The following is a 14373-nucleotide window of genomic DNA, read 5'->3' on the forward strand; positions in this document are numbered from 1 at the left end:
TCGCTTGCTATTTACTTTTCCATTTTTTGTGTTAGATTAGCTCTAACGATGGGTTAATGACCCCCGAAAAAGTTTTATGAAGCCCTGGCATCTTTGTCAGGGCTTTTTTTTATGGCTGGATGTGCCGTCAGTTGATCATTCCCATTTCCCCTCTCCGGCTTCACATCTCAAAACACTGCGCGGCAGGACCTGATGAGCAAACTCACAACCGGTGTGGCTTATGGCGTATCCGCGGGCGAAGTTATCCATGGTGTCCTGACATTTTTCAGTCCGGAAGAGTGGAGTGCCGTGGGTGTTCTGGCCGGCATCAGTCTTGCGACCGTCACCTGCATCATTAACTGGTATTACCGGCGCAAGGCGACACTGGCAGAAATCAGGGCTCTGCGCTGTACCTGCCAGGAAGAACCGCACTGAATCATGGTCATTTCTACCGCGCTGCGTAACAGACTTCTGGCTGTAGCCGGTGCGGGTGCCCTGACTCTGGCAATCACGCTGCTGGGCGGTCCGGATGGCGTTGAAGGGCGCCGCTACATTCCCTATCGGGATGTCGCCGGCGTACTCACGGTGTGTGATGGTCACACCGGCGCAGATATTGTCAGAAGCAAAACCTATAGCGATCGGGAATGCGACAGTCTGCTGCGCGCTGACCTGCAACCTGTTCAGGTAAAAGTTGATAGCCTGGTAAAGGTCCCCCTCAGTGAGTACCAGCGGGCTGCGCTATACAGCTTTGCATTTAACATTGGCATTCCCGCCTTCTCAGAATCGACGCTGCTCAAAAAGCTCAATGCCGGTGACCAGCCGGGAGCATGCGACGAGCTCCGCCGCTGGGTCTTTGCCGGCGGCAGGAAGTGGAAAGGGCTGATGAACCGCCGGGATATTGAGCGTGCACTTTGCCTGGCGGAGGGAAGTGATGACCTTAAAGTTTAAGCTGTACCTGATCCTTGTGCCGATGGCTTTGGTGACTGTTTCATCCGCTGCATCATTTGTCCTTTACTACCGAGCCAATGCGGTCGAGTACAAAACCCAACTGGATAAGGTAAGCAGTAGCCTCAGACTGGCGAACGCCAGCATCGCTGATATGCAGGTCCGTCAGCGCGATGTGGCTGTGCTCGATGCGAAATACACAAAGGAATTAGCCGATGCTCAGGCCGCTATCGATAAGCTGCAGCGTGATGTTGCTGATGGCCATAAGCGGTTGCTGCTGCACGCAAGCTGTCCCGCCATGCCACCCGGTAAAACCTCCGGCTCCCCCAGCATGGATAATGCAGCCAGCGCCCGACTTGATGACGCCGCTCAACGGGATTATTTCACCCTCAGAAACCGAATCGAAATCGCCATAAAACAGATAGCCGGACTGCAGCAGTACATCAGAGAGCAGTGCAAGTAAGGAAAAAATTATTAAAGTCACAAAGCCCTCTACCGATACCAATCTATGAAATTTTAATTACATGGAGAGGTAGTTATGCGAGGTCAGTGCCCTTATTGCAGTCGTGAATCAAACTTCAGAGAAGAATCATTTGGTGAGTTAACAAAGTCACTCTTCTCAGGTATTGGAGCGTTCATCACAAAATCAAAAGTTGGTATGGTCGCTACTGTGGCTGGAGAAATTGGCAGCGGAAAGTGGGAGAATTTCAGGTGTGTCTCTTGTGATCGCAAGGTGCATACCTGCGGTGGGTGCGGTTCAATTGAGCACTATCAAGATTTTGGCGCAGTATGTTCTAAATGTGGTTATCGATAAATCCTGCTTTGATCATCACAAGGCGCATTTGCGAGTGCGCCTGATGATGGAATATCATTTGCAGCCTAATTCCTTTAATGTTTTGACAACTACAGGAAATGCAGGGAATTTCCATGGATCAACGAAATCCGGATGGAGTGTTGTTCCTACAAGGTTTCCTTTATTGTCGTATAGCGGGTCGGAATGGATTGTTTCGTAATCGTGATTTTGTTTATCTATAACTTTTAAAATTTTGCGCAATGACAATGATGGGCATGTGCTAGCCTCATTTTTGGATGTCGCTTGTGCGGCTGCCCTAATGAAGCCAGAACAGAATGCCCAGTCAGCTCTGCTTTGCTTTGACTCAACGGATTCAGCTCCATTTGAACATGCCCGGTAGAGCTCGCTTGTGTCCGGGTACGACATGTGGTCTGAAGCACTGAGTGGTGCAATGACAGGTAAATCGAGAGCACTATCATCTGCTTGAGAATGGTAACTAATGAGGAGCAGCAGGCTTAGGTAAATTTTCTTCATTTTTCAGATACATTCGGTTTTTGTTGTCATTATTATGTCAATTTTAGAGACAGATAAAAATCCGAAAAGAGAACGATAGTCACCCTGTTGAACGTTGCCGGAGTCGCGTTAAGGCTTAATGCATCAAGACATTAAATCAAGGCTGCTCCATCACAGTTAGGGTGTTCACATTTGGCTAGTTTGCCGTTGCGAACGTTGTTCGCTTTTGAAGAAAGAAATAGAAATGCGTATAGAAAATGATCTGGAAGCAATCAAGCCAAGCTTACACCGAATTGCTTACGGTGGGCCTTCTATCGGGAATCTTTGGGTTATAATTGTCGAAGTTATTGTGTTTAACCTGCTCCTTGGTTGCAGACGATGTGTTTAAGAGAAAGAAAAAGTCTCAGCGCAAAGTGTAAAACATATCTTTAATTTTTATCCAGGGCTCGCTTCGGCGAGCTTTTTTATTGGATTGAATATGACAAAGCTCACCAACAAACAAGAGCTGTTTGCTCGTGAGTTCATCAAAGACCTCAACGCCACACAGGCGGTTATTCGGGCAGGGTTCAGCAAAAAGTCAGCCCGTAACCAGGCTTGCCGCCTGATGACAAATGATGACATTTTGAACCGTATTGCTGAGCTGAAAGCTGAGCGTAATGATCGCGTTCGGGTGGATGCCGATTATGTTCTGCTCCGCCTCGTCGAGATTGACCTGATGGACGTTCTCGACATCATGACAGATGACATGAGCATTAAACCCGTGTCGCAATGGCCCGCATCGTGGCGCCGATACCTGAGTGGATTCGATCTGGCCGAGATGTTTGAAGGTCGAAGCGAAGAGCACAAAATGGTCGGCATCCTGAAAAAGATCAAATGGCCGGACAAGGTCAAAAACCTTGAGCTGCTCGGTAAACACATTGCAGTGCAGGCGTTCCGCGAGCAGGCCACGACATCTCTGACAGGCAAAGATGGTGGCCCACTTGAGGTTGCGCTGCTTTCACGCGAGGAATACCGGCAGGCGCGCCGGGAAATGCTGGAGAATGACGACTGCTGACTTCAGGACTGCTGCACGCCGTATAGAGTGTGAAGAGGACGGGCTCTACTTTGCCCGCTACTTCTTTAAGCAGCGCACCGGCAGCAGAATGATCGTCGCGCCACATCATCAGGTGATCCAGCAGGCACTGGACAGGGTGATTAATGGTGACATTCGGCGACTCATCATCAACGTCCCGCCGGGATACACCAAAACTGAACTGGCGACCATCAACTTGATGGGCCGCGGGCTGGCGCTGAACCGCCGCGCCCGATTCATGCACCTGTCTTATTCCCACAATCTGGCGTTACTGAACTCCTCGACCACGCGCAGCATTGTTAAGTCTGCGGCCTTTCAGGCGATGTGGCCCATGACGCTGCGCGATGATGCAGACAGTAAAGGCATGTGGTGGACCGAATACGGCGGTGGGGTATATGCCTCGTCTGCTGCGGGACAGGTTACCGGCTTTCGTGCCGGGCATATGGAGCCGGGCTGGCAGGGGAGTCTTATAATTGACGACCCGGTAAAGCCTGACGATGCCTACAGTGAGCCGGTGCGTAACGGGGTAAACACCCGCTTTAACGAAACCATCCGTTCCCGACTGGCGATCGAGACCACGCCTGTCGTGATCATCATGCAGCGTATCCATTACCACGACCTCAGTGGTTATCTGCTGCGGGGCGGTAGTGGCGAGATGTGGCATCACCTGAATCTGCCTGTACTGATTGACCGCAACCAGTCTTACGCGTTGCAGTATGCTGAAAACTCACACGCGATACCTATTGAACACGGGTTGCCAGATGGCTGGCTCTGGCCGTTCAAGCATAATGAATCGCATCGGGTGCAGCTGTTTTCACACCGGCGCACCGCTGAAGCGCAGTACATGCAGCGTCCGCGCCGTTTCAATGCTGAAGGCGCGCTCTGGACAGAGGCAATGTTGTCCGGAGCGCGAGCACTGGATATCACTCTGCAGCCGTCACGTACGGTGGTCGCCATCGATCCTCAGGCCACCAACAGCGAAGAGAGTGACGAAACCGGAATAATTGTGGCCAGTTCATACGGACGCGGTAACGATCGTCTCTTCTCCGCTGACGCGGATTACTCCGGTAAATACTCACCGAATGGCTGGGCAAAGCGTGCCATCCGGGCCGGTGAAGAACACCACGCTGAAGCCATCGTTATTGAAACCAACCAGGGCGGAGATATGGCAGAAGACACACTGCGCAATGCGGGCTTCCGTGGGCGCATCATTCGCGTTCATGCCAACAGGGGCAAGTTTGCCCGGGCAGAACCCATCTCAGCGCTCTACGAGCAGGGGCGGGTGGCGCACCGTGGCAATCTCTATCAGCTGGAGAATCAGCTGCTGGAATACGTGCCCGCGACAGCTAAGAAATCGCCGGACCGCCTGGACGCGCTGGTCTGGGCAATCACAGAACTTTTCCAGCCGAAAGGCACCACTGTCCGTCCATTTTCTGCCTGACAGAACATTATCATGAGCAACGACGTCCGGAAGAGATCGCCCAAAATTGAGTCATTGGCCGGCTGCTGGCCGATGATTACTGCACTGCTGGACGGTACGGCGGCCATGCGCCTTGCGGGAAAGACCTGGCTGCCCAAATGGCCCAACGAAGAGGATGCGTTCTATCAGAACCGGCTGGCAGTGGCCACGCTGTTTCCGGCGTTCTCCCGTACGGTCGAAGTCCTGAGCGGTAAGCCGTTCTCCCGGCCGGTGACGTGGGATGAGAAAGTCGTGCCTGCCCGGATAAGCGAGATGCTGACGGATGTGGACCTGCAGGGCACTAATCTCCATTCCTTTCTGGCTGATATCTTTGAAGAGGCGATGGCATACGGTCTCTGCGGTATTCTGGTTGAACACCCGCGAGCCGATAAGCCGCTTTCCCTGGCCGAAGAACGGAAACGGGGGCTGCGGCCATACTTCGTCAAAGTGACCGCGAATAGCCTGCTGGACTACGATTCAGAACGCGTTAACGGTCAGGAGACGTTCACCATGTTGCGCTTTGTCGAAGTGGTGAGTGAACGTGATCCGGAGAATGAATTCACTGTACGAGAAATTGAGCAGGTCAGGGTGCTGAATCCGGGCCGATGGCGCATCTATCGCGAGAAACCTGATACCACATCCGGCGCGCTTGAGTGGCAGCTGCACGACGAAGGCACCACCAGCCTGAATAGAATTACTTTTGTCCCGGTTTATGGCGACAGGCGCGGCTTCATGAACGGCAGACCACCGCTTGCGGAGCTGGCCTGGCTTAACGTCGAACACTGGCAGTCACGCAGCGACCAGCAGACTATTCTGCATGTTGCCCGCGTGCCGGTACTGTTCGGTAAAAAACTGGGTGACGGGCCCATCTCGGTGGGAGCTGCGTCGGCCATCATGTCGGAAGAAAATGAGGCGGATTTGCGCTATGTCGAGCACAGCGGTAAAGCCATCGAGGCCGGGCGCACTGACATTATCGACCTTGAGGAGAAGATGCGGCAGATAGGCGCCGAGCTGCTGGTGATCAAACCCGGCCATCGCACCGTCGTGCAGACGCTGGCAGATAATGAGGCGGGGACCAGCGCCCTGCAGCGCATGGTGTGTGACCTCACCGATGCAGCCCGGCTGGCGATGCAGTATCTGGCGGAATGGACCGGTGAGAAAGACGGTGGACACGTCACCATCTTCAGTGACTTTGGTGCCACCACGCTTGCCGAAGCATCGGCAGACTTCCTTGTGAGCATGTATCGGACGCGTGCGCTTTCAGACGAGACGCTCTTCAACGAAATCCAGCGCCGGGGCCTGATTAACAGTGAACTCCGCTGGGCAGACGAGCAGGGGCGTATCCGTGCCATGCCGCTACCCTCGTCAGATAAACCGGTAACAACCGCTCCGGCTTAACCCCTCCAGGCTCATGCATTTGCATGGGCCTTTTTATTGCCGGCCGCTGTGGATGCAGCGCGGCGCCACGAGCCGGATGGCTCCTGTCTGGTTGGATAACCTTAATGAAACTTAAACTCGATGAGAACGGCCATGTTGTCGTAAACGATGGCAAGCCTGTGTACGTGCAGGATGACGGAAAAGAGGTGATGTTTGATGCGCCCGGTACGCTGCAGACCATTTCGCGTCTGAACGGTGAGGCGAAGTCACATCGTGAACGTGCCGAAGCCGCGGAAATCCTGTTGAAGACCTTTGAAGGCATCGACGATCCGGCCGCTGCTCTGGTCGCGCTGGATACCGTGAAAAATTTGGAGGACAAAACGTTGGTAGATGCGGGCGAGGTTGAAAAGGTCCGCACCGAAGCCCTCCGGGCACTGGAAGAGAAGTACGCGCCGATCGTTAAAGAGCGCGACGATCTGAGCCAGAAACTCACGGCGGAGAAAATTGGCGGCAGTTTTGCCCGGTCGAAATTTATCGCCGAGAAGATGAGTATTCCGGCTGACCTGGTGGAAGCCCGCTTCGGCAGCAATTTTCAGGTAGTGGATGATGCCGTCACGGCATTTGACCGCGAAGGAAACAAAATATTCAGTGCGATCAAACCCGGCGAAGCAGCCGGCTTTGATGAAGCGCTGAGTATTCTCGTTGAACACTACCCGTATAAAGATCAGATCCTCAAAGGCACCGGTGCATCAGGCGGCGGTTCCGGCGGCGGCAATGGTCACACCAACCCCAACATGCTCACCCGTGAACAATTTGAATCCCTCAGCCCTCAGGAGCAGAGTGCGAGAGCGTGCGCGGGTCTGCAGATTACCGATTAACAGGACATCCCTGAATGGCTAATACCCTTACCCAACTCATTCCCGACCTCTATCAGTCGCTGGACATTATATCCCGTGAGCTCTGCGGGTTTATCCCATCCATAACACTCGACGCAACCGCAGAGCGCGCGGCACTCAATCAGCCGATCCATATTCCTGTGACTCCTGCCTCAGAAGCTGAAGATGTGAAACCTGGCCAGTTGCCACCGGATGACGGTGACCAGGACATTGGCAACGTGCCGCTGGCCATCACAAAATCCCGCATGGTGCCGTTCCGCTGGGAAGGCGAACAACAGAAGGGGATCAAATCGGGCCCGGGTTATCACGGTATCCGACGCGACCAGGTCACCCAGGCAATGCGTACTCTGGTCAATGAAATTGAAGAGGATCTGGGCCAGCTCTTCTGTCGTGCGTCTCGCGCAGCGGGGGAAGCGGGTAAGACACCATTCAAAGATACCCTGACTGACACGGCACAGGTGCGTAAAATCCTCACCGACAACGGTGCGCCACTCAGCGATCTGCAGTGCGTCATTGATACCACTGCGGGTGCGGCATTACGCACCATGGCGCAGCTGACCAAAGCCAATGAGGCGGGTACCACTGCGCTCCGTTCGCAGGGGACTTTGCTGGAACTGCACGGCTTTACCCTGCGTGAATCGGCGGGTGTGGCAGAAAACACGGGTGCAAAATCAGAAAAACTGTCTGTTGGTGACGACCTTGAGGCTGGATCCGTGATCATCCCTGTGGCTGCTACAAGCACCAACACAAAACCTGATATCCCTGATTCTGTCAGTCCGGGGAGTGTTGTGCTGCTGGGTAAACATAAATATGTAGTAGCTTACGTAACACCAGGGGAAGCCATCATTATTAATGAGCCGGGATTGCTGGAGGATGTGAAAGCTACAACCAAATTCGACGTTGTCAGTGAATTTGTTGCCAATTTTGCCTTCAGCCGCTCAGCCATCATTCTGGCTACCCGGGCACCTGCATTACCTGAAGAAGGTGATATGGCGGATGACCGCATCATGATCACCGACCCGCGCACCAACATGTCGTTCGAGGTCTCCATGTACAAACAGTACCGCCGTGTGCGCTATGAAATCGCCGCGGCATGGGGCTGTCAGAACATCAAGCCGGAGCATACGGCAATTTTAATGGGGTGATTAAATAATAAATACCTATAGAATTGGTTGTTGGTTAAAATAAAGTCTCTTAAACGGGAGGCTCTATGCTTGGAAAGTACGGTTTGCACCCGTGTGATATCAAATCATGCCATGCTGGAAATCGGTTTGGTCGCCTGCAGGTTCTTGCTGTTGGTGTAAAAGGTAGCTATCGGTATTACGCAATCTGTAAGTGTGATTGCGGAGCGGAAAAAGCTATTCGTGTTGATGGGTTAAAGTCTGGAGTCGTGCTTTCTTGTGGTTGCCTGCAAAAAGAGGTAAGCACAAAACATGGAATGTACACTTCTCCACACTATTCCAGATGGAGGGGCATGCTTGACCGCTGCGAGAACCCAGCCTCACCTTCCTTTCCGAACTATGGCGGGAGAGGGATTAAGGTCTGCGAAAGATGGCATGACTTAGCTAATTTTATTAGCGACCTGCCAGACGGGTTTAAGCTTGGTATGGAGATTGATCGCATCGACAACGATGGGGATTACTGCCCCGAAAATATCAGGTGGTCAACCAGAAAAGCCAACACATGCAACAGACGCAGCACAAGGCTTATCACCCACAACGGCATCACCAGAACATCATCAGAGTGGTCGCTGCTGCTTGGCGGCGCTCATAACCTCGTTTCTGAGAGAATTGATGATTTTGGATGGAGCGAAGAGCGTGCTGTAACAACCCCGGTTGCTGACAGGCATGAAAACATACTTCAGGCTCAGCAGAAAAGATGGGCCGGGCATGTGAAAAAGCCCAAACGCGAGACTAACCCTAAAGCACCACGCACGGTGGAACTTAATGGAAAGCAGGTCACTGCACTGGATATATCAAAAATAACTGGCAAGCCAGCCACTCTCATCAGGAAGCAGCTTTTTGAGCGAGGATGGCCGGTTGAAAAAGTGATGAGTAAAAAATAAGGGCTTCGGCTCTTTTTTATTTTCGGAGATAAAAATGGCAGGACTTACCCGAGAACTGCGCGCTGAGCGTGAAGCGCAGACACAGGCTGACAATGACAGCATTCAGTGCGTCATGATGGTTCGTGATGAAGCTACGTACCCGGCACCACACACTGCTCAGGTTAACTCTGATGAAGTGCAGAATTACTACTCCGGCGGCTGGGTAGTGGGTAAAAGCTAACAGGCGATGAACGATGCTGAATCCGCAGCAGCAGGCCGACGCACGTCGCTACATGGGCTATCCCATGCTGGGTGACACATCGCCCGACGACCGTAGTGATGCGGCTTATGCGCTGGTCACGTCAGGTCGGTACCAGACGCTGGCGCACCGGCTGGCTTCGCTCCGGGCTGAAGAGGAAGCCATTGTGGTGAACTATCTGGCGACGCTGGCAGGTCTGGAAAGTGGTATTGCCCGTGCGGCAGACAATCTTGATACGGATAAGGCTGCTGTCTGGCAGCGAAACCGCTCAGAAGTGTCAGACCGCACGCGTCTCTACAATCAGTGGCGACGTCAGCTGTGCGGACTGCTCGGTATTCCACCGGGACCGTCGCTGGGCAATGGCACTACACCCGTTACCCGGTGCTGACATGGACGCGTATCAACTGGCCGCGAAGGTGAACCAGGGTAACGGTAAGGCGGCGAAACGTCTGGGCAGTATGGCCCGTCATTACCGTGCGACGTCACCATTCAGCCCTTTAAACGGAGAACCGCTGCAACAGCTCACTGCGTCATTCATCACCGATTATGGCTATATGCGGGCGGCACGGTTTGGTCAGACCGCCCGCATTGGGATCTTTGATGCGGCGGAATTTGAAGTGGGCGATATTCTGGTCTCAGCAGAAGGTACATTTTACGTGGCAGCGCTGCCGCTGTTACAACCCATCCTGTGTGTCAGATCTGAGCGGCTCGTCAGTATCAGCCGTACCTGTCAGGCGGGTTCCGGTGCCGGGCTTAAGGAGTACGGTGGCACCACCGTCGCGAATGAAACGCTCATCATGTCCGGCTGGCCAGCCAGTATTATTCTGAGCCGGGGCGGTGAGCACAGCCAGCTGAAGTTACCGGGTGAAGTGCGCAGCGCGTGGCATAACATCCTGATGCCAGCGTACAGGGAGCTGCCTGTGCATACGGGGGACTTTGTGACGGATGATACGGGTCATCGTTATGTCATCAGCGGCACCGAACTGACAGCCATGGGCTGGCGGTTCACTGCTTTACAGGTGACGGTATAACATGGCCAGCGTCGATGATGTCTCACATTTCCTGGCAAGGCGGGTCGCTGACGTGGTGTATCCCGGCGGCATTCAGTTACCCGGCATCGTTAATGCTGCGGTGAAAATCTATCCAGGCTGGCCAGTGTCTGGCGACTTACAGCAGGATATCGGGAAGGGCGGCGTTCACATCTCTGTATGGCCATTACCGGCAGAACGTAAAATTGGTAGTGCGCTGGGCAGGCCCTGTCGGGTCATTGCGAAAGGCAGACCCTCCCTTCAGATTACCGTAAACGGCAGCTTGATAGGCGTCTACGGTGTGGCTTCGGCGTTCACTAACGTGCGGGTAAGCCTTGATGAAAAGGAATTCAGCTTTCAGTTCAGAGCGGGAACCACGGCTGCACAGGTGGTTCACTCACTCACTGTATTGTTACCGCTGTCATTCATAGTGGGCAGCAAAGTGTGTGTCCTTATGGTTAAGCATATTAAGGCTCTCGTGACGACCGCAGGCACGGCGGTGAGGGAGTTGCGCAGGCAGATAAAAGATTTTCAGATTACCGTCTGGGCACCCACACCTGTGCTCAGAAACCGGATCGGCAGTGCCATTGATGTTGCTCTGTCTGAGCAGTGTCACATCGATCTTGACGATGGCGCGCCCGCGCAGCTGCTTTACGCCCGACAGTTCGATTCGGACAGGTCGGAAAACTGGCATGTTTACCGGCGCGACCTGATTTTCAGCGTTAATTACGCCACAACGCAGACCCTGACCGCACCAGAAGTTACCCGAACCGTTGTTACCCTTAACGGGCAGCAGACCACGCGGTAACACCTTTTCTTTTCAGCATCAGCTCATTAATCCGGAGTATTTATTCATGCCGATCTATTCAACCGGCGACCTCAACACGTCTGCATTAACGGCACCTGACCTTTACGTCCAGGTTGTTCCGCCACGAGCGCGTTATATTAACGGCGTGCCGACCGACGGGCTGGGGCTGGTGGGTGTGGCAAGCTGGGGGCCGGTTAACAGCGCTTTTCGCATCAGCTCAGATAACGATCTTGCATTTTTTCTGGGCACGCCGAAAGAACGGACGTACGACTTATCCACGGCCGTTGCCATTTCACTTCAGCTGGGTGCCTCAAACCTGAACTGCGTTCGCGTCACCAATGGCCGCGACACGCCTGCCAGTGGCAGGCTCTGTGAAAAGGCCGGTAAGTCAGCTCTGCAGCTGGCGGCACTCTACAGCGGGACGCGTGGAAACCGTATTATCGCGGGCATCGGCAGCGGAACCGCGGTTAACTCGAAAAAGCTGACCATCAGTCTGCCGGGAGTTAGTGCTGAGGTGTTTGATAACCTTACGGGCGAAGGCGATGCGCTCTGGAAAGCCATGGCTGAAGCGGTGAATCAGGGCCAGATGAATATCCGGGGTCCCAGCCAGCTTGTGCGGGCGACGGTTACCGAATCTGAAGCGCCTGCCCAGGCTGCGGTTAAAGAGGTCACGTTTAGCGGTGGAACTGACGGTGCGACCGGCATCACTGATGCTGTACTCCTCGGTACCGACAGCATTGAAGGACCACGTAAAGGCATGTATGCCCTGCGTGGCACTAACTCTCAGGTCATCAATCTGATTGATGTGACCGGCAAAGAGTGCTGGCCCGCAATGGCAGCGTTTGCCCGCTCGGAGGGTGCCTACATCATCGCGCAGGGCGCGGCTTCAGCCGGATGTAAAACCCTCTCCGAAGCACTCAACAGCTCAGGCGTAGACGACTGGCATTTCAAGCTAATCGTGGGTGACTGGCCATCCTGGAAGGACACTGCTAACGGTATCAACCGCATCGTTGCGCCGGCAACGTTCGAGGCGGCGAATATTGCAGCCCGATCACCACATATCTCCACCCTCAACAAACGCATCCCCGGCATCATTGCCACCGAGCGGCAGCTTGCAGGGCGACCTTACTCGGTACCGGAAATCGGTGCCATAAATTCAGCACGCCTCGACGTCATCACCAATCCCTGTCCGGGAGGCAATTACTTCGGCATGCGGTCAGGGCGTAATACTTCCTCCAATCCGACGCAATGCGATGACACCTACACCCGCATGACCAACTTCCTGTCGCTGACCATTGCGGCGAGCTTCGGAAGCGTGGTGGGTGACAATCAGACCACAGACCTGCGCCGGGAGACTAAAAGTACGCTGGAGTCCTTCCTGTCAAACCTTGAGACGCTGAAGATGATTGGTGATCCGAATGGCGGGCCGGCTTTCGCGGTGCGCCTCGATGCGACGAACAACCCGGATTCCCGCGTTGCGCTGGGCTACATGACGGCCGATGTGCAGGTGAAATACCTGAACGTTGTACGCTATTTCCTGGTGAACCTGGAAGGGGGCGGCAGCGTGTCCATCTCCGTCTCAAATGACTCATCCCGCTAACGGCTGCTGCACTCTTAATCCGGAGATAACCCATGCCAACTCTTGGCTATACCGTAGGCCGCGACATTGCTGTCGATATCAATACGCCCACGGGCAGGCTGCGCATTCCCAAAATTATCAGTTTTGACTCTAAGCCGCAGGTCTCGACCCAAAAAATCACGCCACTGAATGGCATTACTGACGAACTGCAAATCCCCATCGGCTGGCATGGCACCATCACGGCTGAACGTATGGATGCCACGCTCGATGATTTCTGGGCGAAGTGGGAAGACAACTATTACAACGGCATCGATCAGCCCCGCGGCACCATTACCGAAACCATCACCGAAGCGGATGGCACGGTCAGCGTGTTTCGGTATGAAGGCGTGTCGTTTCACCTCACCGATGCCGGGAACAAGCAGGGCGAGAAGACGGTGAACCAGACCCTGTCATGGACGGCAAACCGCCGTAAAAAAGTGAACTGAGGAATAAATAATGGTGCAGGTCAGAGTGCATGAAACGTCACCGCCCGCAGTGGCGGAATCTGCGGTGAAATCAAATCAGGTCAGGGATGCTGGTGGGCGCATCATTACCCTGCGCGAGCTGGACCCGGTGCAGGAATCCCGCCTGACGGTTGCGGTCGGTCCGGAAATGTCCATCAACGTGATGTACATGAACATGTATGCCTTTCCGGTTGCGGCGGTTGCTGACATTGACGGGGACGAATATCCGGTGCCACAGAACCCGAAACAGATTGAGAGCATGCTGGCCATCCTCGGTAAAAGCGGGCTTAAAGCGGTGAGCGCCTGGCTGCGTGAAAAGTCGAAAGAGGAAGAAGATGAGGCCACGGAGACCGCTGCAAAAAACTCGCACGGAACCCCGGGTTCATTAACCAGTGCTGGCTGATGAAGTCCGGGGTTCCGTTCAGCGTTATTTTTCCCAGCCTGACAGCGCTGATGCCCCATGAGCGCATTGCGATGGGTGTGGTCATTGGCGAGCTTGAGGGCGGTGCTTATAACTGGAACACGGGCAGGTGGGAGGAGGGTAAGTGATGGACCTTGAGCAGTTTGCGCATGAACTGTCTTCTGCCTCAGCCGAAATCACCACCGGGCTGGAGGCCAGCTTCCGCGCTATCGTCAAAGAGATTGTGGAAATGGCGAAAGAAGAAATTGGCGTGTACCAGCCGGCTTACGGGCCGTTTGATGCCTGGGCTCCGCTAGCTGAATCGACCAAAGCCGATCGTGTTCGGCAAGGTTACTCCGAAGACGAGCCACTACTGCGTTCTGGCGAGCTCAGAGACTCAATCGAGAGTGAAGTTGTAGGGCTAGCTGCCATCGTCGGGATCAAAAGTGACATCGGGCTCTGGCAGGAGGTCGGTACTGAACGCATACCACCGAGACCGATTATAGGACCGGCGTACGTTCGGAGGATTGGCCCGCTGATGGAAGCAATTGAGCAGGCGATTTTTAAAGGCTTTAAGGCTTATTGATTAGAATTATGTGAGTTAGCCAGCGACTAAAGTCTACTAATGTAATAGCGTTAATAAGATCAAATTAGACTCACACATCATCATAAATTTATTTAATTATCAATTTCTTAAAAAAATTTCAAGATAGATTCC

Annotated in this window: 18 protein-coding genes; 17 read left to right on the forward strand and 1 reads right to left on the reverse strand. The window is 53.9% G+C overall.

The features are described from left to right. Nucleotides 1-192: 192 nt before the first annotated feature. From AC6I8D_RS20705 to AC6I8D_RS20715, 3 genes are read left to right on the forward strand one after another with little or no spacing between them, the layout of a single operon-like run. Nucleotides 193-414, forward strand: coding sequence for a class II holin family protein (locus tag AC6I8D_RS20705; RefSeq protein ID WP_497820805.1), 222 nt, complete (start codon nucleotides 193-195; stop codon nucleotides 412-414). A gap of 3 nt (nucleotides 415-417) precedes the next feature. Next, the gene (locus AC6I8D_RS20710) at nucleotides 418-927 is read left to right on the forward strand and encodes a lysozyme (RefSeq protein WP_497820806.1); all 510 of its coding nucleotides are present in this window, start codon (nucleotides 418-420) and stop codon (nucleotides 925-927) included. After that, nucleotides 911-1387: a lysis protein gene (locus AC6I8D_RS20715; RefSeq protein ID WP_497820807.1), complete on the forward strand. Its 477-nt coding sequence runs from the start codon at nucleotides 911-913 to the stop codon at nucleotides 1385-1387. Before AC6I8D_RS20710 ends, AC6I8D_RS20715 begins: the two co-directional genes overlap by 17 nt. Before the next feature lie 405 nt (nucleotides 1388-1792). Here the strand turns inward: AC6I8D_RS20715 and AC6I8D_RS20720 are convergent, their stop codons facing one another. Further along, nucleotides 1793-2251 carry a hypothetical protein gene (locus AC6I8D_RS20720; RefSeq protein WP_497820808.1) on the reverse strand — a complete coding sequence of 153 codons (459 nt, stop codon included), beginning with the start codon at nucleotides 2249-2251 and terminating at the stop codon, nucleotides 1793-1795. Between the two features lie 457 nt (nucleotides 2252-2708). Here AC6I8D_RS20720 and AC6I8D_RS20725 point away from each other — a divergent pair, with 457 nt between their 5' ends. From AC6I8D_RS20725 to AC6I8D_RS20790, 14 genes are all read left to right on the forward strand, one after another. Next, nucleotides 2709-3284, forward strand: a complete 576-nt coding sequence (locus AC6I8D_RS20725) for a terminase small subunit (protein WP_497820809.1) — start codon at nucleotides 2709-2711, stop codon at nucleotides 3282-3284. After that, nucleotides 3271-4743: a phage terminase large subunit family protein gene (locus tag AC6I8D_RS20730; RefSeq protein WP_497820810.1), complete on the forward strand. Its 1473-nt coding sequence runs from the start codon at nucleotides 3271-3273 to the stop codon at nucleotides 4741-4743. Before AC6I8D_RS20725 ends, AC6I8D_RS20730 begins: the two co-directional genes overlap by 14 nt. 72 nt (nucleotides 4744-4815) lie before the next feature. Next, on the forward strand, nucleotides 4816-6159 hold the full coding sequence (locus AC6I8D_RS20735) for a DUF4055 domain-containing protein (RefSeq protein ID WP_497820811.1): 1344 nt from the start codon (nucleotides 4816-4818) through the stop codon (nucleotides 6157-6159). 104 nt (nucleotides 6160-6263) lie between these two features. Further along, nucleotides 6264-7016, forward strand: coding sequence for a DUF6651 domain-containing protein (locus tag AC6I8D_RS20740; protein WP_497821056.1), 753 nt, complete (start codon nucleotides 6264-6266; stop codon nucleotides 7014-7016). Between the two features lie 14 nt (nucleotides 7017-7030). Further along, nucleotides 7031-8179: a P22 coat - protein 5 family protein gene (locus AC6I8D_RS20745; RefSeq protein ID WP_497820812.1), complete on the forward strand. Its 1149-nt coding sequence runs from the start codon at nucleotides 7031-7033 to the stop codon at nucleotides 8177-8179. Between the two features lie 65 nt (nucleotides 8180-8244). Continuing rightward, nucleotides 8245-9099 (forward strand): hypothetical protein, encoded by an 855-nt coding sequence (locus AC6I8D_RS20750; protein WP_497820813.1) that lies wholly within the window; start codon nucleotides 8245-8247, stop codon nucleotides 9097-9099. Nucleotides 9100-9133: 34 nt separating this feature from the next. Continuing rightward, the gene (locus AC6I8D_RS20755) at nucleotides 9134-9319 is read left to right on the forward strand and encodes a hypothetical protein (protein ID WP_497820814.1); all 186 of its coding nucleotides are present in this window, start codon (nucleotides 9134-9136) and stop codon (nucleotides 9317-9319) included. 13 nt (nucleotides 9320-9332) lie between these two features. Continuing rightward, nucleotides 9333-9725 carry a hypothetical protein gene (locus AC6I8D_RS20760; RefSeq protein ID WP_497820815.1) on the forward strand — a complete coding sequence of 131 codons (393 nt, stop codon included), beginning with the start codon at nucleotides 9333-9335 and terminating at the stop codon, nucleotides 9723-9725. A gap of 1 nt (nucleotide 9726) precedes the next feature. Continuing rightward, the gene (locus AC6I8D_RS20765; protein WP_497820816.1) at nucleotides 9727-10368 is read left to right on the forward strand and encodes a hypothetical protein; all 642 of its coding nucleotides are present in this window, start codon (nucleotides 9727-9729) and stop codon (nucleotides 10366-10368) included. Nucleotide 10369: 1 nt separating this feature from the next. After that, nucleotides 10370-11173: a hypothetical protein gene (locus AC6I8D_RS20770; RefSeq protein ID WP_354474534.1), complete on the forward strand. Its 804-nt coding sequence runs from the start codon at nucleotides 10370-10372 to the stop codon at nucleotides 11171-11173. 46 nt (nucleotides 11174-11219) lie between these two features. Further along, nucleotides 11220-12773, forward strand: coding sequence for a phage tail protein (locus AC6I8D_RS20775; protein WP_497820817.1), 1554 nt, complete (start codon nucleotides 11220-11222; stop codon nucleotides 12771-12773). Between the two features lie 32 nt (nucleotides 12774-12805). Next, nucleotides 12806-13237 (forward strand): hypothetical protein, encoded by a 432-nt coding sequence (locus AC6I8D_RS20780; RefSeq protein WP_497820818.1) that lies wholly within the window; start codon nucleotides 12806-12808, stop codon nucleotides 13235-13237. Nucleotides 13238-13247: 10 nt separating this feature from the next. Further along, a complete protein-coding gene (locus AC6I8D_RS20785; RefSeq protein ID WP_497820819.1) occupies nucleotides 13248-13658 on the forward strand; it encodes a hypothetical protein in 411 nt (136 codons plus the stop codon). Between the two features lie 145 nt (nucleotides 13659-13803). After that, entirely contained in the window at nucleotides 13804-14241 is a 438-nt protein-coding gene (locus tag AC6I8D_RS20790; protein WP_497821057.1) for a hypothetical protein, read from the forward strand. Nucleotides 14242-14373: the final 132 nt, after the last annotated feature.

This window comes from Pantoea sp. X-Soil-MYKO-1785 (assembly GCF_059730675.1).